The sequence below is a fragment of the Phenylobacterium sp. genome, assembly GCF_004799515.1.
Lineage (GTDB): Bacteria > Pseudomonadota > Alphaproteobacteria > Caulobacterales > Caulobacteraceae > Phenylobacterium.
This window is the reverse complement of sequence record NZ_SSMX01000054.1, coordinates 48273-68609: the sequence shown is the minus strand read 5'-3', so window position 1 is coordinate 68609 and position 20337 is coordinate 48273. Positions and strand designations below refer to the sequence as shown.

The 20337-nt window shown below is 70.7% G+C and carries 25 protein-coding genes; 10 read left to right on the top strand and 15 right to left on the bottom strand.

Translation table 11 applies throughout. The annotated features are described in order from the left end of the window. The first annotated feature begins 56 nt into the window (after positions 1–56). From E8A49_RS21690 to E8A49_RS21680, 3 genes are read left to right on the top strand one after another with little or no spacing between them, the layout of a single operon-like run. A complete protein-coding gene (locus E8A49_RS21690) occupies positions 57–998 on the top strand; it encodes a bifunctional helix-turn-helix transcriptional regulator/GNAT family N-acetyltransferase (RefSeq protein WP_293386385.1) in 942 nt (313 codons plus the stop codon). Positions 999–1000: 2 nt separating this feature from the next. Next, positions 1001–1255 (top strand): hypothetical protein, encoded by a 255-nt coding sequence (locus tag E8A49_RS21685; RefSeq protein WP_293386384.1) that lies wholly within the window; start codon positions 1001–1003, stop codon positions 1253–1255. Beyond that, the gene (locus tag E8A49_RS21680) at positions 1252–1482 is read left to right on the top strand and encodes a GNAT family N-acetyltransferase (RefSeq protein WP_293386383.1); all 231 of its coding nucleotides are present in this window, start codon (positions 1252–1254) and stop codon (positions 1480–1482) included. Before E8A49_RS21685 ends, E8A49_RS21680 begins: the two co-directional genes overlap by 4 nt. On the opposite strand, the gene leuB is transcribed toward E8A49_RS21680, so the two are convergent. The 7 genes from leuB to E8A49_RS21645 all read right to left on the bottom strand — a co-directional run bounded on the left by leuB (position 1479) and on the right by E8A49_RS21645 (position 7728). Further along, positions 1479–2531, bottom strand: a complete 1053-nt coding sequence (gene leuB, locus E8A49_RS21675; RefSeq protein WP_293386382.1) for a 3-isopropylmalate dehydrogenase — start codon at positions 2529–2531, stop codon at positions 1479–1481. The two genes, E8A49_RS21680 and leuB, sit on opposite strands and share 4 nt — an antisense overlap. Positions 2532–2563: 32 nt before the next feature. After that, positions 2564–3469, bottom strand: coding sequence for a TylF/MycF/NovP-related O-methyltransferase (locus E8A49_RS21670; protein WP_293386381.1), 906 nt, complete (start codon positions 3467–3469; stop codon positions 2564–2566). Between the two features lie 20 nt (positions 3470–3489). Next, positions 3490–3792 carry a putative quinol monooxygenase gene (locus E8A49_RS21665; protein ID WP_293386380.1) on the bottom strand — a complete coding sequence of 101 codons (303 nt, stop codon included), beginning with the start codon at positions 3790–3792 and terminating at the stop codon, positions 3490–3492. A gap of 22 nt (positions 3793–3814) precedes the next feature. Then, complete coding sequence (gene leuD / locus E8A49_RS21660) at positions 3815–4426, bottom strand: 3-isopropylmalate dehydratase small subunit (protein ID WP_293386379.1); 612 nt, start codon at positions 4424–4426, stop codon at positions 3815–3817. Continuing rightward, positions 4426–5226 carry a VOC family protein gene (locus tag E8A49_RS21655; RefSeq protein ID WP_293386378.1) on the bottom strand — a complete coding sequence of 267 codons (801 nt, stop codon included), beginning with the start codon at positions 5224–5226 and terminating at the stop codon, positions 4426–4428. The genes leuD and E8A49_RS21655 overlap by 1 nt, the downstream gene beginning before the upstream one ends. Then, complete coding sequence (leuC, locus tag E8A49_RS21650; RefSeq protein WP_293386533.1) at positions 5223–6650, bottom strand: 3-isopropylmalate dehydratase large subunit; 1428 nt, start codon at positions 6648–6650, stop codon at positions 5223–5225. The genes E8A49_RS21655 and leuC overlap by 4 nt, the downstream gene beginning before the upstream one ends. An 85-nt stretch (positions 6651–6735) precedes the next feature. Further along, positions 6736–7728 carry an NAD-dependent epimerase/dehydratase family protein gene (locus tag E8A49_RS21645; RefSeq protein WP_293386377.1) on the bottom strand — a complete coding sequence of 331 codons (993 nt, stop codon included), beginning with the start codon at positions 7726–7728 and terminating at the stop codon, positions 6736–6738. Positions 7729–7819: 91 nt separating this feature from the next. Here E8A49_RS21645 and E8A49_RS21640 point away from each other — a divergent pair, with 91 nt between their 5' ends. Continuing rightward, entirely contained in the window at positions 7820–8716 is an 897-nt protein-coding gene (locus E8A49_RS21640; protein WP_293386376.1) for a LysR family transcriptional regulator, read from the top strand. Between the two features lie 22 nt (positions 8717–8738). Here the strand turns inward: E8A49_RS21640 and E8A49_RS21635 are convergent, their stop codons facing one another. Genes E8A49_RS21635 through E8A49_RS21625 form a run of 3 tightly spaced genes read right to left on the bottom strand, consistent with a single transcriptional unit; the run spans position 8739 to position 9918 of the window. Further along, complete coding sequence (locus E8A49_RS21635; protein ID WP_293386375.1) at positions 8739–9170, bottom strand: hypothetical protein; 432 nt, start codon at positions 9168–9170, stop codon at positions 8739–8741. Between the two features lie 11 nt (positions 9171–9181). Continuing rightward, complete coding sequence (locus tag E8A49_RS21630) at positions 9182–9541, bottom strand: hypothetical protein (protein ID WP_293386374.1); 360 nt, start codon at positions 9539–9541, stop codon at positions 9182–9184. Further along, on the bottom strand, positions 9538–9918 hold the full coding sequence (locus E8A49_RS21625; protein ID WP_293386373.1) for a DUF2089 domain-containing protein: 381 nt from the start codon (positions 9916–9918) through the stop codon (positions 9538–9540). Before E8A49_RS21625 ends, E8A49_RS21630 begins: the two co-directional genes overlap by 4 nt. A 139-nt stretch (positions 9919–10057) precedes the next feature. On the opposite strand from E8A49_RS21625, the gene E8A49_RS21620 reads away from it, so the two are divergent. Together E8A49_RS21620 and E8A49_RS21615 are read left to right on the top strand one after the other, a co-directional pair. Continuing rightward, entirely contained in the window at positions 10058–10864 is an 807-nt protein-coding gene (locus E8A49_RS21620) for a phosphatase PAP2 family protein (protein WP_293386372.1), read from the top strand. A 57-nt stretch (positions 10865–10921) separates the two neighbouring features. Further along, positions 10922–11839 carry a thioesterase family protein gene (locus E8A49_RS21615; RefSeq protein ID WP_293386371.1) on the top strand — a complete coding sequence of 306 codons (918 nt, stop codon included), beginning with the start codon at positions 10922–10924 and terminating at the stop codon, positions 11837–11839. Between the two features lie 9 nt (positions 11840–11848). Here the strand turns inward: E8A49_RS21615 and E8A49_RS21610 are convergent, their stop codons facing one another. Then, complete coding sequence (locus E8A49_RS21610; protein ID WP_293386370.1) at positions 11849–12724, bottom strand: alpha/beta hydrolase; 876 nt, start codon at positions 12722–12724, stop codon at positions 11849–11851. A gap of 53 nt (positions 12725–12777) precedes the next feature. Here E8A49_RS21610 and E8A49_RS21605 point away from each other — a divergent pair, with 53 nt between their 5' ends. Continuing rightward, positions 12778–13209 carry a DUF488 family protein gene (locus E8A49_RS21605; RefSeq protein ID WP_293386369.1) on the top strand — a complete coding sequence of 144 codons (432 nt, stop codon included), beginning with the start codon at positions 12778–12780 and terminating at the stop codon, positions 13207–13209. On the opposite strand, the gene E8A49_RS21600 is transcribed toward E8A49_RS21605, so the two are convergent. Next, positions 13206–14420 (bottom strand): pentapeptide repeat-containing protein, encoded by a 1215-nt coding sequence (locus E8A49_RS21600; RefSeq protein WP_293386368.1) that lies wholly within the window; start codon positions 14418–14420, stop codon positions 13206–13208. The genes E8A49_RS21605 and E8A49_RS21600 overlap by 4 nt on opposite strands. Before the next feature lie 109 nt (positions 14421–14529). After that, positions 14530–15210 (bottom strand): CHAP domain-containing protein, encoded by a 681-nt coding sequence (locus E8A49_RS21595; RefSeq protein WP_293386367.1) that lies wholly within the window; start codon positions 15208–15210, stop codon positions 14530–14532. Positions 15211–15755: 545 nt separating this feature from the next. Here E8A49_RS21595 and E8A49_RS21590 point away from each other — a divergent pair. Next, positions 15756–15950, top strand: a complete 195-nt coding sequence (locus E8A49_RS21590) for a hypothetical protein (protein ID WP_293386366.1) — start codon at positions 15756–15758, stop codon at positions 15948–15950. Between the two features lie 75 nt (positions 15951–16025). Here the strand turns inward: E8A49_RS21590 and E8A49_RS21585 are convergent, their stop codons facing one another. Continuing rightward, positions 16026–16292, bottom strand: a complete 267-nt coding sequence (locus E8A49_RS21585; RefSeq protein ID WP_293386365.1) for a hypothetical protein — start codon at positions 16290–16292, stop codon at positions 16026–16028. 346 nt (positions 16293–16638) lie between these two features. Between E8A49_RS21585 and E8A49_RS21580 the strand changes: the two genes are divergently transcribed. Further along, positions 16639–17022 (top strand): AprI/Inh family metalloprotease inhibitor, encoded by a 384-nt coding sequence (locus E8A49_RS21580; RefSeq protein WP_293386364.1) that lies wholly within the window; start codon positions 16639–16641, stop codon positions 17020–17022. A gap of 133 nt (positions 17023–17155) precedes the next feature. Beyond that, on the top strand, positions 17156–18112 hold the full coding sequence (locus tag E8A49_RS21575) for a choice-of-anchor A family protein (protein WP_293386363.1): 957 nt from the start codon (positions 17156–17158) through the stop codon (positions 18110–18112). Between the two features lie 21 nt (positions 18113–18133). Here E8A49_RS21575 and E8A49_RS21570 read toward each other — a convergent pair whose 3' ends face one another. After that, complete coding sequence (locus E8A49_RS21570) at positions 18134–20317, bottom strand: primosomal protein N' (RefSeq protein ID WP_293386362.1); 2184 nt, start codon at positions 20315–20317, stop codon at positions 18134–18136. Between the last annotated feature and the right edge of the window lie 20 nt (positions 20318–20337).

Below are 20337 nucleotides of genomic sequence, written 5' to 3'. Positions count from 1 at the left end.
TTAGTTGACTCCGTCAACTAATGAGGTTCAGCTTGTGGGTGTCCTCGGAGGCCGTCGTGTCCGCTGCGCCCGATCTCGAAACGCCCGATCCCATCGCCGCCGTGCGCCGGTTCAACCGCTTCTACACCCAGACCATCGGGGTGCTCGACAAGGGCTACCTCGGCACCGACTATACGGTGGCCGAGGGCCGGGTGCTCTATGAGATCGCCCGGGCGGACGGGACGACCGCCAAGGCGGTGGGCGAGATCGTCGGCCTCGACGCGGGCTACCTGAGCCGCATCGTGGCGCGGCTGGAGCGCGACGGGGTGGTGGCGCGCGAACGCTCGGCGAGCGATGGCCGCAGCGCGGTCCTGCGCCTGACGCCCCAGGGCGCCGAGGTGTTCGGCCCCTTCGACCGGCGGGCCGCCGCGGTGGTCGAGGGCCTCTTGGCGCCCCTGTCGGCCGCCGAGCGTCCGCGGCTGGTCGACGCCATGCGGACCGTGGAGAGCCTGCTGGGCGCCCGCGAGGCGGCGGAGACGCCCATCACGCTTCGCCCGCACCGGCAGGGCGACATGGGCTGGGTCATCGCACGCAACGCCGAGGTCTACGGGACCGAATACGGCTGGGGGCCGTCCATCGAGTGGAAGACCGCGCGGATCTGCGCCGACTTCCTCGAGCGGTTCGATCCCACGTGCGAGCGGTGCTGGATCGCCGAGCGGGACGGCGAGAGGCTGGGTTGCGTCTTCCTGGTCAGGGACGAACAGCCGCAGGTGGCGCGCCTGCGCCTGCTGCTGCTGACGCCCCAGGCGCGCGGCGCGGGCCTTGGCCGGCGGCTGGCGGAGGCCTGCGTCGCGTTCGCGCGCGAAGCCGGCTACCGCGAGGTGGTGCTCTGGACCCACCCGGTGCTGACGGCTGCGCGGAAGATCTACGCGGCCGCGGGCTTCGTCCTGGAGGAGACCTGGACCCACGACGACTTCGGCCATCCCGAGGTCAGCGAGACCTGGCGGCTCAGGCTCTAGGGATGGCCGCAACGCCGCTCGAGATCGCACCGGCGGGCTCGCCCGCCGACCTGGCCGACGCGGCGCGCCTGTTCCGGGACTACGCCGCCGGGCTCAGCGTCGATCTGGCCTACCAGGGCTTCGCAGACGAACTCGCGGGCCTGCCCGGCGCCTACGGGCCGCCGCGCGGCGCGCTGTTGCTGGCCAGGGCCGCTGCGGGCCGCGCTGTTGGCTGCATAGCCCTGCGGCCATGGCGAGCCCTGGCTGCGGCGAGATGAAACGGCTCTACGTCGCGCCCGCCGGCCGTGGCGCAGGTCTCGGCCGCGCCCTGGTCGCGGCGGTGATCGCTGCCGCCCGCGCCATCGGTTACCGCGAGGTGCGGCTGGACACCCTGCCGGAGATGGGCGCGGCGATCGCGCTCTACCGCTCAGTGGGTTTCGCGCCCATAGCGCCCTACTACGACACGCCGGTGGCGGGGACGCTGTTCCTCAGCCGGCGGCTCTAGAGCTCCGCCAGCACCGCGTCCGCCATCTGCACTGTCGTCAGCGACCCGCCGAGGTCGGGCGTGCGGGCGCCCTTCTCGAGGGCCTGGCCCACGGCGGCGAACAGCTTGTCGGCGAGGTCGGCGCGGTCCAGCGACCAGCGCAGCGCCATCTCGAAGCTGAGGATCGCCGCCAGCGGATTGGCGATCCCCTTGCCGGCGATATCCGGCGCCGAGCCGTGGATCGGCTCGTAGAGGCCGGGCGTGCCCGGCGCGCCCAGCGCCGCCGAGGGGAGCATGCCGAGCGAGCCGGTGAGCTGGGCCGCCTCGTCCGACAGGATGTCGCCGAACAGGTTGTCGGTGACCATGACGTCGAACTGCTTGGGGTTCTTGACCAGCTGCATGGCGGCGTTGTCGGCCAGGATGTGCTCCAGCTCGATGTCGGCGTACTCGCGCTTGTGCAGATCCGTGACGACCTGCCGCCAGAGCAGGCCCGTCTCCATGACGTTGGACTTCTCGGCTGAGTGGACCTTGTTCCTGCGGCCGCGCGCCAGCTCGAAGGCCACCCGGGCGATGCGTTCGATCTCATGGGTCGTGTAGACCTGGGTGTCGACGCCGCGCCGGCCGCCGCCGGGCAGGTCCTCGATGCCGCGCGGCTTGCCGAAATAGACCCCGCCGGTCAGCTCGCGCACGATCATCAGGTCCAGGCCCTCGATCACCTCGCGCTTCAGCGTCGAGGCGCCGGCCAGCGGCTGGAAGCAGAGCGCGGGCCTGAGGTTGGCGAAGACGCCCATGCCGGCGCGCAGGCCGAGCAGGCCGGCCTCCGGGCGCTTGTCCCGCGGCGCATTGGCCCACTGCGGGCCGCCCACCGCGCCCATCAGCACCGCCTTCGCCGCCTTCGCTTCAGCCAAGGTTTCGTCGGCGAGGGGCGTGCCCAGTTGGTCGTAGCTCGACCCGCCGAACGGCCGCTCGTCGACCTTCAGGTCGTTGGCCAGGCGCGCGGCCACGCGGCGCACCTGCGCGGTCACCTCGGGCCCGATCCCGTCGCCGGGCAGGAGCAGCAGGTCGGTCATGGCAAGGGTCTCCGGAATAGTCGGCGCTCGGCTCAGCGCTTGATGAACACGCCCTGGCCGGTGGGCAGCGGCAGGACGTGCAGGCCACGCTCGCCGAACCACTGGCGCTCGGCCAGGAACTGCGCCCGGGCGGGCGCCCAGCAGTAGTCGTCGAGGATCAGCACGCCGCCGGGGCTCAGGCGGTCCAGGGTGAACTCCAGCGCCGCGATCTCCGCGGTGGTGTTGTTCAGGTCGATGTGCAGGAAGGAGACCTTCTCGGGGCAATGGTCCTGCAGGATCTCCGGGACGCGGCCCTGGATCACCTCGATGTTCGGGTAGCCCGCGAACCGGTCGCGGGTGTCCTCGTAGGAATAGGTGCCCTTGTAGGTCGAGGTGTTGACCTGCTCCCAGCCGGCGTCGACCTGGTCGTCGGGGATGCCGTCGAAGGTGTCGAACAGGACCCAGCGCTTCGGCCAGTCCTGGAAGTCATGGTATTCGGCGCAGAAGAGGGTGGTGTGGCCCTTGAAGACGCCCATCTCCACAAGGTCGCCCTCGACGTCGCGGGTCTGGTGCAGGGCCCAGACCACGGTCTGCAGGTTCCAGTGCCAGTTGGGGATCGGCAGCAGGTGCTGGTGCTTCTCCTCCAGGGCCATGAAGCGCTCGTCGTCGAGGAAGGGGATGTTCTTCATCCAGGTGATCATCCCGGCGCTGACGAACACCTGGCTGTCCTCCGCCTCGAACCGCTTGAGGTCCTGCAGCAGCTTCTGCGAGCGGGTCCGTCGGTCGCCCGCCAGGCCCATGCGCAGCCGCAGACGGAAGCGCATGGCGGTCCGGCTCTCGTGCCGCAACGCCGCCCCATAGAGCTCCTTGGCCATGGCGAAGAATCCGCCGGCCAGCAGGCCGTCGCCCATCTCGATGACCTGTTCGCTGGTCATCTTCTGCAAGGTCACGTCGATCATGCGGGCGCCTTCAGCGCGGTCTAGAGCGCGCGTTCCGAGGCGGTCTCGTAGAGGACAAGCTGGCGGTTGGATACCCCGTGCTCAGCGCAGGCCGCGCGCCAGGCGGCCATGTGCGGCTGGGCGAAATGGGCGTCGATCGCGGCCTGGTCGCGCCACACCTCGAACACCCGCACCAGGCCTTCGTCGGCCACGTCGAGGCCATAGCTGTAGGTGAGGCAGCCGTCCTCGGCGCGGCTGGCGGCCAGCATGGCGAGCTGGTGCGGGCGAAGCGACGCCAGGTTCTCGGGCGGCACGCGGACCGTGCCGGCGATGATGATGCTCATGACAGGCCAGTCCCTTGGGTCTTCAGGCGTCTTCCAGCCATGGGCGGTCCAGCGCCCGCTTCATCTCATAGGTGTCGATGTCGCCGGCAGCCTGCAGGGTCTCGCCGATGGCGTCGAGGCCGTTCAGCATCTTGGCCTTGCGCACCGGATCGATCTCGAACTGGAAGGTCTGGCCGGAGGGCGAGACCACGGTCTGCGCCTCCAGGTCGACAGTGACCAGGTGGTTGCCGCCCCTGGCCTCCTCCATCAGCGCCTGCACCTGCGCCGCCGGCAGGACGACCGGCAGGAGGCCGTTCTGGAAGCAGTTGTTGTAGAAGATGTCGGCGAAGCTGGTGGAGACCACGCAGCGGATGCCGAAGTCCATCAGCGCCCAGGGCGCGTGCTCGCGGCTGGAGCCGCAACCGAAGTTGTCGCCGGCCACCAGCACGCCGGCGCCCTTGTACTCCGGCCGGTTCAGGACGAATTCGCTGCGCTCGCGGCCTTCGCCGTCGAAGCGCAGGTCGTAGAACAGCCCCTTGGCCAAGCCCTCGCGCTCCACGGTCTTCAGGAACTGCTTGGGGATGATCTGGTCGGTGTCGATGTTGGCGAGCGGCAAGGGCGCGATCTTCGCGTCCAGGCGGGTGAAGGCGTCCATCAGGCGGGCTCCGCAATCGGCTCGGCGCTGAGCATCAGGGTGGGCGCGCCGCCCGGCGCGTCGCGCACGGTGAAGACATGGGTGCCGGGCTTGCGGCCGGTGCGCACCTCGGAGACGTCGAAGCCGGCGGCGGCGATCCGGGCCTGGGCGGCGTGCGGATCGGCGACCCGCCAGGCGAGACCGCCGAAGCGGTCGGGGCTTTCGGTGACGGGCGCCTTGAGGCTCGCGCCGACCTCGAACACCGTCCCGCCGCAGCGGAAGAACAGCTGGCGCGCGCCCCACTGCTCGTTGGCGCGGTCCAGCCGCAGGTCCAGGCCGAACTTCGCGCCATAGAGGCCGAGCGCCCGGTCGGGGTTGGGCGTGCCGATGACGATGTGGTCCAGGGCGGCGACGTCGGCGGCCGGGTCGCCGAGGGGCGTCGAGGCGACGGCGCCGTGGGCGCTGGCCAGGACGAAATCCAGCCCCGCGGCCCGCACGCGGGCGAGCGCGCCCACCGGCTCGACCGCCAGGCCGCGGCGGGTCAGCAGGCGCGAGGCTTCGGCGACGTCGTCCACGGCGAAGGCGGCCAACCAGATTCCCTCGCCAGCCTCATCCAGGCGGGCGCGGACGCGGTCGCCGGCTGCGCCCTCACCGCTTGGCGCGATGACCTCCAGCGCCATGTTGGGGAAACGGAACCAGGCCCGTTCGGCGCCGTCGCGGCCGGCGAAGTCCGGCTCGCGGCCCAGCAGTCGGCGATAGCCGTCGACGCCGGCGGCGAAGTCGCGGACGGCGATGGCGACGTGGTCGAGACCCCTGATCACAGATAGTCCCGCACGTCGGCGATGTGGCCGGCCAGCGCGGCGGCGGCGGCCATCACCGGGCTCATCAGGTGGGTGCGTCCGGCGCGGCCCTGGCGGCCCTCGAAGTTGCGGTTGGAGGTGGACGCGCAGCGCTGGCCGGGCGGCACCTTGTCGGGATTCATCGCCAGGCACATCGAACATCCCGGCTCGCGCCAATCGAAGCCGGCGGCCAGGAAGATCTCGTCCAGGCCTTCCTCTTCCGCTTGCGCCCGCACCAGGCCGGAACCTGGGACGACCATGGCCCGCACGTGCGGGGCGACCCTGCGGCCCTCCACGATCTTGGCGGCGGCGCGCAGGTCCTCGATGCGGCTGTTGGTGCAGGAGCCGATGAACACCACGTCGACCTTGGCCTCGGTGATCGGCTGACCGGCGGTCAGGCCCATGTACTCCAGCGCCCGCTCGGCCGAGGCCCGCTTGTCGGGGCTGGCGAAGCTGTCCGGCGCGGGCACAGCCTCGCTGACCGCGATCACGTCCTCCGGGCTGGTGCCCCAGGTGACCAGGGGCGCGATCAGGGCCGCGTCCAGGGTGATCTCGCGGTCGAACTCGGCGTCCGCGTCGCTGTAGAAGCTCTTCCAGTAGCTCAGCGCCATCTCCCAGGCGGCGCCCTTGGGCGCGGAGGGCCGGCCTCGCAGGTAGCCGAAGGTGGTCTCGTCCGGCGCCACCAGCCCGGCGCGCGCGCCCGCCTCGATGGTCAGGTTGCAGAGCGTCATGCGCCCTTCCATGGAGAGTGCGCGGACCGCCGAGCCCGCGAACTCGATCACATGGCCCGTGCCGCCGGCGGTGCCGATCGCCCCGATCACCGCCAGCGCATAGTCCTTGGCGCCGACGCCCGGGATCGGCTCGCCCTCGATGTTGACCCGGAAGTTCTTGGCTTTGTTCTGGCGCAGGGTTTGGGTGGCCAGCACGTGCTCGACCTCCGACGTGCCGATGCCGTGGGCCAGCGCCCCGAAGGCGCCGTGGGTTGAGGTGTGGCTGTCGCCGCAGACGATGGTCATGCCGGGCTGGGTGCGCCCCTGCTCGGGTCCGACCACGTGGACGATGCCGTTGCGGATATCGCCCATCGGGAAGAACTCGATGCCGTGATCCTTGACGTTGCGCTCCAGCGTCTGGAGCTGCAGGCGCGCCTCCTCGTCGGCCACCGCGGCCACGCCCAGGGCCTGGCCCTCGGTGGGCACATTGTGGTCGGCGACCGCCAGGGTGCGGTCCGGCCGGCGCACTGGGCGCCGGTTGGCCCTAAGGCCGGCGAAGGCCTGTGGGGTGGTCACCTCGTGGATCAGGTGCAGGTCGATATAGAGGATCGCCTCGCCGTCCTGTTGGGTGACGACGTGGGCGTCCCAGATCTTGTCGTAAAGCGTCTTGCCTGAAGGGGAGGTTTGGCCGGGCATGAGCCGCATGTAGGTCCGCCGACCCGCGCACGTCTAGTGCTGCGGCGCCGCATTTCGCAGGTGTGCGGCGCAATTTCCTACCCGATCAGGCCGCTTTCGCCGCTGTCGCCGGTCGCGGCAGCACATCCAGGCCTTCCAGCGCGGCGCTCAGGGCGGTCTCGAGCGGGGTGTGCGGCTCGGCGCCCAGGCGCGCGGCCAGGCGGGCGTTATCCAGCAGCACCGGGCCCTCCCAGAGGTAGCGCATCTCCAGCATCTCGCGCATCGTCTCGTTGAAGGGCGCGAGGCCGCGGATGGCGAACCAGGGCAGGCGGCTGACCGCCAGCTTGCGCCCGGCGGCCTGGCTGAGGGCGGCGACCAGCTCGTGGCCGGTGACCGCATAGCCGCGCATGTGGAAGGTCTCGAAGGCGGCCAGGTCATCGCGCGACGCCAGCCGCACCATGGCCTCCGCCACGTCGGGCAGATAGGCCCAGCCGTGCGCCACCTCCAGCGGCCCGGGATAGGTGACCTTGGCCAGCGGCTGGCCGGGCTTCACCAGGCCCGCGCCCAGCCAGCTGTTGGCGGTGGTCCTGGGGCCGAAGAAGTCGCCGGCGCGGACGATCAGCACCTTCAGGCCGGTTTCGGAGGCCGTCTTCAGCGCCTGTTCCATCTGCACGCGGATCGCGCCCTTGCGGGTCGCCGGGTGCTGCGGGCTGTCCTCGCGGAGCTCGGGAAAGGCGTCGGGCCCGTAGTTGTAGATCGTGCCCGGGAAGACCAGGCGGGCGTCCGCCGCCAGGGCCGCGGCCATCGCCGAGCGCAGCATCGGCATCTGCAGCCCCGCCCAGTTGCGGTAGCCCGGCGGGTTGGCGCCATAGACCAGCAGGTCAGCGCCCTCGGCGGCGGCGACCACCTCAGCCTCCACCATGGCGTCGCCCTTCACCCAGTCCAGGCCGGGCCGCCCCGCCTTGCGCCGGGCGGCTTCGGGGTCGCGGTGCAGGGCGCGCACGCGCCAGCCCTCGGCCAACAGCCGCTCGGCCGCCGCCCCGCCGATCCCGCCGGTGGCGCCGATCACCAACGCCAGCCTGCCGTCGTTCCCAACCATGGGTGTCTCCCGCTCTTGTCCGCGGCAGAGATGCGCCCCATGTACCTCCAACAGAATTGTCGAATCTTCTGGGTCAGGTATTCAGGAACGCATGCCGGGGCCGAACGACTGGGACCTGTTCCAGAGCCTGCACGCCGTGCTGGAGGCGGGCTCGCTGTCCGCCGCAGCCAAGCTGCGGGGGCTGACTCAGCCGACGCTGGGCCGCCACATCGAGACCCTGGAGCAGCGGCTGGGCTCGCCGCTCTTCCTGCGCAGCCCGCGCGGCCTGCAGCCCACCGACCTGGCGCTGGAGCTCAAGCCGCACCTGCACGACATGTCGGCCGCGGCCTCGGCCGCCGTGCGCGACGCCTCCGGCGCGGCCAACTCCCTGGTGGGCTCGATCCGCATCACCGCCAGCGAGATCGTCGGCGCCGAGGTGCTGCCGCCCATGCTCACCAGCTTCCGCGAGCAGCATCCGGGCGTGGTGATCGAGCTGATGCTGTCCAACTTCAACGACGACCTGTCGCGCCGCGAGGCCGACATCGCCGTGCGCATGACCCCGCCCAGCCAGAGCTCGCTGATCGCCAAGAAGGTGGGCGAGGTGGTGCTGGGCTTCTACGCCACCGCCGAATACCTCGAACGGCACGGCGCGCCGGAGATGCTGGAGGACTTCAAGGGCCACACCATCGTGGGCTTCGATTCAGCCGCGCGCGGCATGCGCGATGTGCCGGGCATCAACATGCCGGTGAGCCGCGAGACCTTCACCTTCCGCTCCGACAGCGACCTGGCGCAGCTGGCCGCCGTGCGCGCCGGCTTCGGCATCGGCGTCGTCCAGACCGGGCTCGGCCGGCGCTACGGCCTGGTGCGGGTGCTGCCGAACTTCGACTTCTTCACCCTGGGCTGCTGGATCGTCATGCACGAGAACCTGCGCGGCAGCCGGCGCATGCGCCTGATGTTCGATCACCTCGTCGAGGGCGTCGGCGCCTATATCCGCCAGAGCCGCGGCTGATCGCGGCCCGGCTTGCGGCGGCTCATTCGCAGTAGATGCGGACCTTGGTGCGTTCCTGGTCGACGTCCACCGTCAGATCGCTGAGCTGGTCGATCAGATCCTCGAGGTTCTCCGGTTTCAACTGGCTGATGTCGAAGGGCACGCCATTCTTGGAAAGTTCGGCGTTGACCTGATCGCGCGCGGCCGGCGGGATTAGGCTGGAGAGCCGGACGCCGGCGCGCAGCAGGGCCATCGGCACGCGGATATTGACCTTGGTCGGGCCCTCGTCGGCCTCGTCGGTGTCCACCGAGACCCGCAGGTATTTCGGCGCGTTGTTGGTTCCCACCGACCGGCCCGGTTGGCTGGGCGGCGGCGCGCCGTTGCGGTCGAGGGCCGACAGCAGGCGTTCGGCCTCGTCGGCGGTGATCTTGCCATCGGCCAGCATCTGCAGGACCGAGCGACGGTCGTCGTTCATGGGAGGTCTCCTTAGAAGAACTTGAGGCGCACGATGGCGTCTTGGGTTTTGACGTCGATATCCATGCCGCCCGTGGCCAGCAGCACGCGGCCGACGGCGAACACCGCGGCGGCCCAGTTCATCCCCCTGATGGGGATGAGGTAGAGCAACGGGATCGCCAGGATCGGAAAGGGCGACAGCAGCAGGAAGAGCGGCGTCACCGGCAGCCAAAGCCGCACCATGACGGGCGGCCTGTGCGCCGGCGGGCTCGTCCAGACCAGCGAGACCGGCGGCGGGGTCGGCGGCGCGGCCGTGGCCTGCCGGGTCCGCGCCGCGCGGGCCTCCAGCGCGGCCAGGCCGAAGTGGCGGATCGCTTTCGGCGAAGGGGTCATGCCTTGCCCTCCAGTTCGGAAATCGCCTGCTCGGCGCTGATCTCGCCGCGGGCCAGGCGCGACAGCACCTCCTCGCGGCCGGGCGTCGGATCGGTCTCGATGAACTCCAGGCCGGCGGCGATACGGTTCAGCCGGGCCTTCACCGTGGGATAGGAGACGCCGAACACCTGCTCCATCTCCTTGATCGAGCCGTGGCTGCGCACGAAGGCGGCGACGAAGACCTGGTCCTCGGCGGACAGCTGGGCCAGGCGCGGCAGCTCGAAGGCGCCTTCGATCGCCACGCCGCTTTCGGTCAGCCGCACCCGCTCCACGAGGATGGGCCGTCCGCGGGTCAGCTCGCTCAACGCCTGCCAGTCTTGGGATTTCGTATCGGTCATGACAGCAATATTCATTTTATCAATTTTCGAGTCAAGATTTTTAATCCAGGCGCGGCGCTCGCCAGCGAATTGCCAGCGGGGCGGTTGAATCTGCGGTTCGGCTCTGCAACACGGAGGGCTGAAAGAGTGGGAGAGCGGGATGGCGTGGAAGCTTGGCGTGGCCGCCGCGGCGGTCGGTGTGGCGTTCCTGACCCTGGGCGCGGATCCCGCGCCCTCGATGGCGCCGCTGCCGCAGATCAAGCCTTACCTGGGTGCGGCCCAGCTGCCCGATACGCTGAAGATCCTGCCGCCCGCGCCGCAGAAGGGCGACATCCGCTACGAGGCGGACCGCAAGATGTTCCTGGCCACCCGCAAGCTGGAGGGCACGCCGCGCTTCGCTCTGTCGCTCAATGACGACAACACCGGCCGCTACGTGGCCGACCTCAGCTGCGCGCTCGGCGTCCAGCTGACCGCGCAGAACGCGCCCAAGTTCATGTCGATGATCCCGCGCATCGGCCGCGACTCCACCACCGTCATGAATGGCCCCAAGGACTTCTGGAAGCGCCAGCGGCCGTTCCTGATCGACCAGGGTCCGACCTGCATCGACCAGCACGGCGGCATCGAGAAGACCTGGGACTATCCCTCCGGCCACAACACCTTCAGCTGGGCGGTGGGCCTGATCCTGGCCGAGATCGTCCCTGACCGCGCCACCGAGATCCTGGTCCGCGCCCGGGCGTTCGGCGAGAGTCGGCTGGTCTGCGGGGTGCACAACATGAGCGCGGTGGAGGCCGGGCGGACCAACGGCTCGATCCTGGTCGCGGCCCTGCACAGCTCGCCGGAATTCCGCGCCGACCTGGATGTCGCGCGCCAGGAGATCGCCGCCGCCCGCAAGGCCGGCCCCGCGCCGGACCCCGCCGCCTGCGCCAAGGAAGCCGAGCTCATGAAATCGCCCTACGACCAGCGCTAGGCGCAAGGGGCCGTCGCCCGTAGACTCTAGGCCTGCGTCGCAGTGGGGAGCGGACCTTTGGGGGAAGCGGTGGAGGTCTGGCGGGGCAGCGTCGCGAGCTGGGAATGCGACGCCATGGGCCACCTCAACGTCGGCTTCTACGTGGCGCGGTCCATGGAGGGCCTGGCCGGGCTGGCGGCGGAGCTCGGCATGGCCGGCGCCTTCGCCCCCGACGCGCGCGCCACCCTTATCGTGCGCGAGCAGCACATCCGCTTCCTGCGCGAAGCCCGGCCCAATGCGCCTCTGGCGATGACCGCCGGCGTGGTGGAGATGGGCGAGGCGGACGCGCGCCTGCTCTTCCTGCTGCGCCACCGCTCCGGTGAGATCGCCGCCAGCTTCCAGACGGTGGTGGCTCACGCCACCGCCGACGAGGCCCGGCCGTTTCCCTGGCCGCAGCGCATCCGCGCGCGCGCCGCCGCCCTCGCCGTCGAGATCCCGCCGGAGGCCGCGGCGCGCAGCATCGGGCTGGGGCCCGTGGAGAGCCAGGCGAGCCTTGAGCGCGCCGAGGCGCTCAACCTGCCGCGCACTGCGCTCGGCGCGGTGGGGCCCGGCGACTGCGACGTCTTCGGGCGCATGCGCACCGAGCTGATGATGGCCCGCATCTCCAGCGGCATCCCGCACGTCTTCGAGGGCCGCCGGCCTGGGGTGGATGAGTTGGGCGCGCGGGTCGGCGGCGCGGCGCTGGAATACCGGCTGATCCACCTGGCCTGGCCCAGGACCGGCGACCGGGTGGAGCTGCGCTCCGGCGCCTCCGGCGGCGACGCGCGGTTCCGGCGGCTGACCCACTGGCTGCTCGACCCCGACAGCGGCCGCCCCTGGGGCGTGGCCGAGGCCATCGCCGTCTCCTTCGACCTGGAGACGCGCAAGATGATCACCCTTTCGGACGAGGCCCTGGCCGAGGCGAACGCGCGGATGATCCCCGGCCTCACGCTCTAGCCTGACGCTCTAGAGGGCGGCGCTGGCCTCCAGGGTCGCGCGGACCAGGTCCGGCCGCTCCATGGGCAGGAAGTGGGTCGTCCCCGGCACGGTCTCCACCTGGATGCGGCCGTCGCCGCCCAGGTCGCCCTCATGGCCTTCCAGGCGGAAGGTCGAGGCCTCCTCCGCGCGCAGGACGCGGATCGGGCAACGGCTCGCGTGGAAGGCCGCCCAGGGATCGTAGTTGTGGGTGCGGAAGTTCGACGCCTCCCACTGCGGCGTGCAGGTCAGCGTCATCTCGCCGTCCGGCGTCTCGCGGAAGCCTGCGGCGACGTAGTCGAGAAGCTGCTCGTCGCGCCACGTTCTGAAGGCCCCGCGCCCGCGATAGGCCTCGAAGGCCGCCGCCCGGCTGGGGAAGGTCGCGCGCCGCCGCAGGGCGCCGGCGACCAGGGGCGATTCCGCCGCCCCGCCGGCGGCTTGCGCCTCGACAGGGAAGACCACCGGATCGAACAGGGCGAGCGCCCGCACCCGATCCGGCTCCGCGGCGGCGGCCAGCAGGCTGGTGGTCCCGCCCATGGAATGGCCGGCCAGCACCGCCGGCGCCTCGCACGCCGCCGCCAGCAGCGCCAGGAGGTCGTCGCGGAACTCCAGCCAGCCCTGGCGGCCCTCGATCGCCGCCGGAAGCGTGCTCGCCCCGTGGCCGCGCAGGTCGATCGCCAGGATGCGCAGCCGCTCGCCCAGCGGCGCCAGGATCGTGCGGTAGCTGCGGGCGTTGAAGCCGTTGGCGTGGGAGAAGACGATGTCGACCGGCCGGTCCCGCGGCCCGGACTCCAGCGCCGCCATGGCCCCGCCGCGGCTGGGCAGGGGAAACGTCCGCGCGCGCGGCTCTGCGATGCTGGCGTCCATTCCGTCCCCTGGCTTAAGCTTCCATATAGCCGGGGCCGCCGAGAGGAGAAGAGATGAAGCTCGCGACCATCGGCTACGAGAAGGAAACCCAGCCCGTCGTCATCGACCGGCTGAAGGGGGCCGGCGTCGAGGTGGTGATCGACGTTCGAGCCGTGGCCTCATCGCGCCGCGCGGGGTTTTCCAAGACCCTGCTGGCGGCCAGCCTGAACGAGGCCGGAATCGGCTATGTCCATCTGCGCGAGCTGGGCACGCCCAAGCCCGGCCGCATCGCCGCCCGCGCCGGGCGGGTGGGCGAGATGCACGAGATCTTCGAGGCGCACATGGCCGAGCCCAAGGCGCAGCTGGAACTCGCCAAGGCCACCGAGCTGGCGCGGGACAAGAAGGTGGCGCTGCTCTGCTACGAGGCCAGCGCCGGCGACTGCCACCGCTCGATCGTCGCGCGCCGCATCTGCGAGGTGCTGAGCTGCGGGATCGAGGACCTCTAGACTTCCAGCTCGGCGTCCGTCAGGTCGCAGCCGGCCAGGTTCGCGCCGTTCATGTCGGCTTCCAGGAAGCGGGCGCGGTGGGCGTGGGCGCCGCGCAGGTCCGCGCCGCGCAGGGTCGCCCGCGTGAAGTCGGTGCGCACGAAGCGGCCGTCGCCGATGGTCAGGGGTCCGAGCTTGGCGCCGCGCAGGTCGGCGCGGGTGAAGGAGGCGCCGGAGAGCTTGGCCCCGCGCAGGTCGGCGTCGCGCAGATCGCAGCCGCGGAAGTCGCTGCCTGAGAGGTCCGCGCCCTGGAACTGCACCGCCTGCAGGTCGAGGCCGAAGAAGACGCCGTTGCGGGCCACCAGGGCGGTCAGGCGCCGCGCCTTCAGGCTGCGCATGGGGCGGAAGTCGACGCCGCTCATCTCGATCACCGAGCCGCGGGCGCCGGCGGAATCGCAATAGGCCTCGTGTTCGGCCAGCACCTTGTCCAGCGGGCGTTCGTCCACATAGACCACCGGCGGCGGAGCGCGCAGCACGTCGGTCATGTCGACGTCGTCGAGGATGGCGTTCTCAAGGTTGGCGCCGGAGAGCACTGCGCGCTTCATCGAGGCGCCGGAAAGGTCCGCGCCGACCAGGTCGGCGCCGGTGAGGTCGGCCCCGTCCAGCACGGCGCGGGTGAGCTTCGCCCCGGTGAGCGAGGCGCCGGAGAGGTTGGCGTCGGTGAAGTCGGCGGACATGGCCACCGCGCCGGCCATCTGGGCGCCGGCCAGATTGGCCCCCGACAGGATGGCGTAGTTCAGTTCGCCCGGGCGGTGCTCGTGGCGCAGGATGCGGAAGCCGTCGAGCTTGTCCTGCAGGGCGATGCGGCCCTCGCGCAGGTCGCAGCCGGGCAGCTCGGCGCCGGCCAGGTTGGCTCCGCGCAGGCAGGCCCCGCGCAGGTCGGCGCGGCTCAGGTTGGCGCGGCGCAGGTCGGCCTCGCGCAGGTCGGCCCCGAACAGGATGCCGCGGGTCAGGTTGGCGCGGGCCAGCGTAGCGCCATGGAAATTGGCCCCGGCGAAGTCGGCTTCGCGCAGGTCCAAGCCCTCCAGGGTGCAGTTGGAGAGATCGGCGTAGGTCAGGCTGAGGCGCCGGCCGCCGGAGCGGCCGCCCAGATAGCGCTGGTGCGCCTCGACCGCCTCGCGCAGCGCTTGGGCGTCGAGGGCCAGATGGTGAGGTTGGGCTTGGGACGGCATCGGTGACCTTTGAGCGTCGCCAGGGTGCGCCACCGTCACTTAAGGAACGGTTGCGCCGCCCCCTTCAGAGATCAGGTTATTTCGACCGAACCCGGCGGCCGACCGCGGCCTAGTTGCCGCCGTTGTCGCCGCGGGCCGCCTTGGCGATCAGGGCCGCGATGCGGTCGGTGGAATCCGCCGCCTGGTTCAGCATCTGCAGCGGGCCGGAGCCGGGCCGCACCGCCGAGGCCATCTGGCTGGCCGCCGACTGGGCCATGGCGATGGCCGTGTTCTCGGCGTTGGACAGGCCGGTGGCCGCCAGCAGCTTGGCGCGGGTGTCCTGATAGATGAAGCCGTAGGTCTGGTAGGTGGACCCGCCCAGGTCGCGGCTGGGGTCGTACCAGACCTTCACCTCGCTCCAGTTGCCCTCAGGCGAGACGTCGACCAGTGTCACGTCCTTCTCCACCTTGCCGCGCGAGCCTTCGATGGGCGACCAGTTGGCGTGGGTGATCTGGACGATGCGGTCGGTGAGCACCTCGCTCACCACCGCCACATGGCCCAGGCGCATACGCTCGGTGGGCTTGAAGCACAGGACGGCGCCGGCGCGGGGCGTGAAGCCCTCTTCGTACTTGCCGATGGCCTGCTGCCACCAGGTGTAGGCGTCGCCGAAAATCTGGATGCCGGACACCAGGCGCGCGAAGGGCGCGCACTGCCAATAGGTCTCCGCGAGCGCTCCGCCCGTGATGGGCGCGAGACTCATAACCGCCGCGACGGCGAGGGAACCCAAAAGGGTTCTCGTCCGCTTAAGCATGTTTTTGGAACTCCCCGACGCTACTGGGCAAGAGATAACCCTATCGCCGATAGAGTGAAAAGAGGGTTTAGAAATGGGCGGCGATCCGCCACGGACGGTCTATCGCGACCGATCCGATAGGGATTGGCCGAATAGTTGCGAATTTCGAGAGTTGACAAGAAAAATAGCCCAACATCTTCCTTACATTCAAGATGTGGATCCCATCCGGACCGTCTTCGCTGCCCCGATGTATCTATTCGTTCGGTCTTTTTTAGCCATATTATAGCTGACGCAGACGTGCAGTGACTTTGGATCACGCCCCTGTAACGGAATGAAACAAGAGCTCGCGTGGCAAGATGAGGTGTTCGCGTGTCGGGCGAATCCCGGCGGCGGCGCATCACAAGTTTGAGACAAGGGCGCCGGGCCGCGGAAACGCCCGCAAGCTGGGCGCCGGATGTCGCCTTGGGGGCTGTCGCGGCGGCGTCCGTCACGCTATTGTCATGCCGCACGCACGGGGGCGTGATGTGGGACCGATCTCGGCCAGATCTATGCAGGAAGCATTCCGGGTGCTCGACGCCATCGCGCAAGGCGCTGGCGAGCCGCCCGAATATGATCGCGCCTGGGTCGAAGCGCTGAAGACCATTTCCTGGGTCGTGGAGACGGGTGGCGGGCTACGGCTCACCTCCGACGGACGCCAGGCCCACCGTGAGCTTTCCGGCAATCGCGCCAGCGCCCGCCCGCGCGGCCGGACGCCGGCCTAGGGCTTCGCGGCCCTGACGCCCCGGCGGCGGCCGGGCCGCCGGGGCGCCGGGCCGCCAGGGCGCGGACTAGGCGCCTTAGGCGTCTTCTTCTTCCATCTCTTCGTGGTCGTGCGCCACGTGATCACCCTCGTGGCCGTGGTGCTCGGCGTGGAGCTTGCTGGCCTCGGTCGCGTGGTGCGCGGCGTTGGCGGCGTGGCCGCTGGCGACATGGGCGTGGTGGCCCGCGGTCTCGGCGTCGCCGGCCTCGTGATGGCTGGCGGCTTCGCGATGATGATGCGCGGCCTTTTCGTGATGGTCAGCGGCGTGGGTGTGGTGTTCGTGCGCGGTATGGGCCGTGGTCATGCGGCGTCCTCTCGGGCTGGCGGGTTCGCGGGTCGGCGGGTTCGCTGCTGTGCAGGCCGCCCCCGCGCCATCAGTCTAAATCCGCCGCCGCGCCGCCGTTTGCGAACCTTGCGACAATTATTTGTGGCCGCTCTGAGCTTTTAAATGTCGCCGATCCATCATGGGGCTGTAAGCTTCACCGTGATTTCACCTCAGTTGCTTTCTAGAGATCTTTGAATTCCAATATCCTACAGCATGCTGATCTTTAGCTTGCGCCGGATACAGACAATTCGAATATCAACCCGCCTTCGGCGGCAACCACGGCGCCCGCCCTGCGTTTAGCAGGCCTCACCTGCCGGAGGTCATCATGACAGCCTCAACCCTGAACCTCTGCCTGGCGGCGGCCGCCGCCGCGGCTGCGCTCGTCGCCGGCGCCACCGGCGTCCACGCCGCGGACCACGAGGCCGGCGTGCCGCTCAACCCCTCTGAGGCGGCCGGCGCCTGGACCGTTTCCTCCAATGGACAGGACCTCTGCCGGGTGACCCTTGGCGCCGACCACGCGGCCAAGGCCGAGGCGCTGTGCCGCGATGCGATCCCCGGCGCGCCCGCCACCTGGCAGGCGACGTCCGACGGGGTGGAGTTCCTGGGGAAGGACGGCCATGAGCTGATCGCCTTCCACCGCTGGAGCAACAGCCTGTTCGTCTCCCACCGCTCGAGCGGCGAAGACCTTCAGCTGCGCCGCGGCGGCTGACGCCACCCCGACGGCTCCATAGCGGCCGAAACTCTACAGCGACGCTCTGACGCGGTTGCGTGGCTGCGTCCGAACCCCTACCTGGGCCGTAGAGTTAGTAATTGGCGATAAGTTCGCCTGGAGTATTATCGTCATGCGTAGAGTTCGCGGCCTCGCCGCCGCCACCGCCGCCCTTGCGGTCGTGGCCCTTACCCCCGTCGCCGCCCTGGCGGACCAAGCCCAAGATTACAACCTCTTCGTCCTGGGCAACATGAACATGAGCAGCAGCGATGTCGAAGGCCGCGTGGCCGTGGGCGGCAACGCCACGCTCGGGTCCTATTCGGTGGGCGCCGACGCGTCCGCCAGCACGGTCAACCTGGTGGTGGGCGGCAACCTCACCGCGCACGGCGGCTCGACCAAGGGCGGCACCATCGTCGGCGGGACCACCAACTACCAGAACTGGTCGACGGCCGGCCTGCAGCCCGCCGGCACGGCCCTGCCGGTGAACTTCGCCGCCGAGGCGACGCGGCTTGGCCAGGTCTCCACCCTGCTCAGCAACTATACGCCGAACGGCACGGTCTACGTCCCGCCGTGGGGCGGCCAGTACACGCTCACCGGCGCTTCCAGCGGCCTCAGCGTCTTCGATATCTCAGGCTCTCAGCTCTCCCACACCAACACGCTCACCATCAACCTGACGCCCGGGACCTTCGCGGTGATCAACGTCAATGGGACCGCCGACAGCTTCTCCAACGCCGGCATCACCATCAACGGCGGCAACGCCTCCGACGTGCTGTGGAACTTCTCCGACGCCACGACCCTGTCGTTCTCCGGCATCAGCATGCAGGGCTCGGTGCTGGCGCCCGACGCCGCCTACCTGGGCGGCTGGGGCCAGCTGAACGGCGAGCTGATCGTCAACAGCTTCAGCGATACCCTAGGCGCGACCCAGATCAACGACGGGAACCCCTTCGCCGGCAATCTGCTGGGCCTCGATCCGGCGCCGCCGCATGTGCCGGGCGTGCCGGAGCCGGCGGTCTGGGCCTTGATGATCCTGGGCTTCGGCTTCACCGGCGCGGCCCTGCGCCGCCGCCGCGCCGCGTTCGCCGCGGCCTGATCCGGACCGTCTGACCCGCCCCTACAGGAAACTGTAGGGGTCGATGTCGATGGCCACGCGCACCGAGGCCGGCGGCTTTATGCGCGCGCGCCAGGTGGCCATGTAGGCCGACAGGTCCACGCCCCGGTCGGCGCGCACCAGGAAGCGCTTGCGCCGGCGGCCGCGCACCAGGCCGAGCGGGGCGTCCGCCGGCCCATAGACCTCCACGCCGGGCGAATTGGGCGCGGCCTGGGCCATGGTCTGGACGAAAGCCTCCAGCTGCGCCGGATCGAGCCCGGAGACCACCGCCGCCGCCAGCCGCCCGAACGGCGGCAGGCCGGCCAGTTCGCGCTCGCCCATCTCGGCCTCGACGAAGGCGTCGCGGTCCTGCGCCGCCAGCGCCTGCATCACCGCATGCTCCGGCGCCCAGGTCTGCAGCAGGGCGCAGCCGGGCTTGTCCTTGCGCCCCGCCCGGCCCGTGGCCTGGGCCAGCAGCTGATAGGTCCGCTCCGCCGCCCGCAGGTCGCCGCCGCGCAAGCCGAGGTCCGCGTCCACCACGCCCACCAGGGTCAGGTTCGGAAAATTGTGCCCCTTGGCCGCGGCCTGGGTGGCCACCAGGATGTCGATCTGGCCGTCGGCCATGGCCTCGATCAGCCGCCGTCCCTCGCGGGCGTCGAAGGCGGTGTCGGAGGAGAAGACCGCCACCCGGGCCTGCGGGAACAGCTCGCGCGCCTCTTCCTCCACCCGCTCCACGCCGGGGCCGATCGAGACCAGGGAGTCGTGCGCGCCGCAATGCGGGCAGGCCTTGGGCTTCAGCATCGAAAAGCCGGTCAGGTGGCAGACCAGCCGGCCGGAATAGCGATGCTCCACCAGCCAGCTGTCGGTGTCGGGCGCGGTCATTCGCTCGCCGCAGGCCTTGCACAGCACCAGCGGCGCATAGCCTCGGCGGTTGAGGAACAAGAGGCTCTGCTCGCCCCGGGCGAAGGTCTCGCCCATGGCCTTGACCAGGGGCGGCGAGAGCCAGCGGCCGGCGTCCGGCGGGGCCTCGCGCAGGTCGATGAGCTGGATGTCCGGAAGCCGCGCCTCGCCGTGGCGCGCGGCCAGCCTCAGCCAGCGGTAGCGGCCCTGCTCGGCGTTGCGCAGGGTCTCCAGCGACGGCGTGGCCGAGGCCAGGATCACGCCGGCGTCCTCGATCTTGCCGCGCGCCACCGCCAGGTCGCGGGCCTGATAGATGAAGCCCTCCTCCTGCTTGAAGGAGGCGTCGTGCTCCTCGTCGACGACGATCAGGGCCAGCTTGCGGAACGGCAGGAACAGCGCCGAGCGTGCGCCGACCACGATACGGCAGCGGCCGCCGGCCACCGCCTCCCAGACCCGGCGCCGGGCCGGCGGGGCGACGTCGGAATGCCATTCGCCGGGCGCGGCCCCGAACCGTTCCGTGACGCGGGCGATCACCGCCTGGGTGAGCGCGATCTCCGGCAGCAGGATCAGCACCTGGGCGTCCGGGTCGGCCGTGAGCGCCGCGGCGGCGGCCTCCAGATAGACCTCGGTCTTGCCCGATCCGGTAACCCCGTCCAGCAGGGCGACGCTGAAGCCGCCCTCGCCCAGCATGGCCTTCAGGCTGGCCGCCGCCGCCGCCTGGCTGGCGTTGAGCGCCGCGCCCGCTCGCGCCGGGTCGGGCGGGTCGAAGCGGGCCTCGGCCTCCACCAGCCTCACGGTCAGGACGCCCTCCTCGATCAGCGCCTTGACCACCCCCGCGCCGACGCCGGCCGCGCGGCCCAGGTCGGCAGGGGCCAGCGCCTGGGCCCGGGCGGCCTCCAGCACCTTTGTGCGCGCCGGGGTGGGCCGCGCGGGCTCGGCGCCGGTGGCCTCGACCACCCGCACGGGCTTGGCCTTGGGCGCGCGCGCGCCGCGCAGCGCGATGGCCAGCGGCTGGCCCGGCCAATCCACCGAATAGCGCGCCGCCCACTGCACGAAGGCCAGGGTGCCCGGCGGCAGCCGCGGCTCCTCCAGCAAACCCTCCAGCGGCTTCAGTGGCCGGTTGCCGCCGGCGGCCTCGCGCAGACCCACCACCACGCCGCGCAGCAGCCGAGGGCCCAGCGGCGCGGCGACCTGGTCGCCCAGCTCCAGCCCCATGCCTTCCGGCTCGGCGTAGTCGAAGGCCTCGGGCAGAGGCATCGGCAGGAGAACGGAAGCGATACGGCTCATCGAAAGGGGTTTTGCGCGCATCTGCGGCCCGGCTACAAGCA